The 1,783-nt window shown below is 69.7% G+C and carries 2 protein-coding genes; both read left to right on the top strand.

Annotated features, from left to right (window positions below):
• The coding region (locus GH664_RS21735) for a lactate utilization protein B (RefSeq protein WP_153170213.1) at window positions 1–1,147 on the top strand (1,147 nt) is incomplete at its 5' end.
• Window positions 1,144–1,783, top strand: a 640-nt coding sequence (locus tag GH664_RS21740; RefSeq protein WP_153170211.1) for an LUD domain-containing protein, incomplete at its 3' end; no start/stop codon positions are given. The genes GH664_RS21735 and GH664_RS21740, both read left to right, overlap by 4 nt.

Raw genomic sequence — 1,783 nt, forward strand, 5'->3', positions numbered from 1 at the left:
TGAGGAGGCCTCGCAGATCGTCGTGCGGCTGTGCAAGGAAGCCGGCGCGAAGCGCGTGACCCGGGTGAAGTCGATGCTGGGCGAGGAGATCGGCCTGCCGCATGCGCTCGACGAGGCGGGCATCGAGCGCGTCGAGACCGACCTCGCCGAGCACATCGTGCAGCTCGGCGGCGACCGACCCTCGCACATCGTGTGGCCGTCGATGCACCGCACGCGCGAGCAGGTGTCCGAGATGTTCAAGCGCCTGCACCGCGCCCCGCATCAGGAGGAGACCATCGAGGCGATGGTCGACAGCGCGCGGCGGGAGCTGCGCGACAAGTTCCTGTCGGCAGATGTCGCCATCTCGGGCGCCAACTTTCTCATTGCCGACACTGGCGCCACCTGCACCGTCACCAACGAAGGCAACGCCGAGCTGACGACGACTCCGCCGCGGGTGCACATCGTCACCGCCGGCATCGAGAAGCTCGTCCCCAGCATGGGCCACGCGATCGCCATGCTGCGGCTGCTGGTCCGCTCCGCCACCGGAGCGGACGTCACCCAATACACCACCTTCCACTGCGGGCCCAAGCAACCGGGCGATCGCGACGGGCCGGAGGAATTCCACATCGTGCTGGTCGATAACGGCCGCACACGCATGCTCCGCGAAGGCTTGAAGGAGATGCTGCGCTGCATCCGCTGTGGCGCCTGCATGAACCATTGCGTGGTCTTCCGGCAATTGGGCGGCCACGTCTATGGCGGCACCTATCCGGGGCCGATGGGCGCGGTCCTGACGCCGGTGTTCGACGGACTGGAGAAATCCCGCGATCTGCCCCACGCCTGCACGATGAACGGCAAGTGCCAGGAAGTGTGCCCGGTGGCGATCCCGCTGCCCACCCTGCTGCGCGGCTGGCGCGACCGCTCGTGGCGCGAGGGGCTGGAGCCGGCTTCGGTTCGTTTCGGGCTGGGCATCCACGCCTTCTTCGCGCTGCGGCCCGGTCTCTACCGCATGGCGACGGCCATCGCCATCCGGGTGATGCGCCTGTTCAGCCGCGGGGGTGTGGTGCGCGGCATGCCCGGGCTGGGCGCATGGACCGCCTACCGCGAGTTTCCCGCGCCGGCCAAACGCAGCTTCATGGAGATGTACAAGGATCAGGAGAACCAGCGATGAGCACCCGTGAAGCCATTCTGGACGCCGTGCGCGGCGCCCTCGGCCACAAGACGGTCGACGGCGCGGCGCTGCGGCGCGATGCGGACGCGCTGCTGGCGGACCTCCCCACCATCCGGCCGGACCTGCTCGCCGATGGCCTGGTGGAGGCCTTCATCGCGCGCCTCGTCACGCCCAAGGTGGCCGCTACCGCCGAGCGCATCGGCGACGCGAGCGAGTTGCCGGCGGCGGTTGCGCGCTATGTGGAGGCGCGCGGCCTGCCCGCGGCGATCGCCCTGCAGCCGGCGGCGGTGCTGCAGGCGCTCGACTGGTCCGGCTTCGAAGTCCATGATCGGGTCGCGCCCGACGAAACCCTGGCGGTGGGCTTCGCGCGTTGGGGCATCGCCGAGACCGGCTCGCTGGTCTTCCATTCGGACGCCGAGACGCCGATCCTGGCGAACTTCCTGCCGCTGCACCATCTGGTGATGGTGCGCGCCAGCACGGTGCTCGCGTACCTCGACGACTACGCCACAGCCACCGCCGGCCAGCGCCCGCCGCGCAACGTCAACATCATCACCGGCGCCAGCGGCACCACCGACATCGAGGGCAGCCTGGTCCTCGGCGCCCATGGCCCCCGCTACCTGCACGTCGTCATCGTCG

Source organism: Thauera sp. 2A1 (assembly GCF_009469595.2).
Classification (GTDB): domain Bacteria; phylum Pseudomonadota; class Gammaproteobacteria; order Burkholderiales; family Rhodocyclaceae; genus Thauera.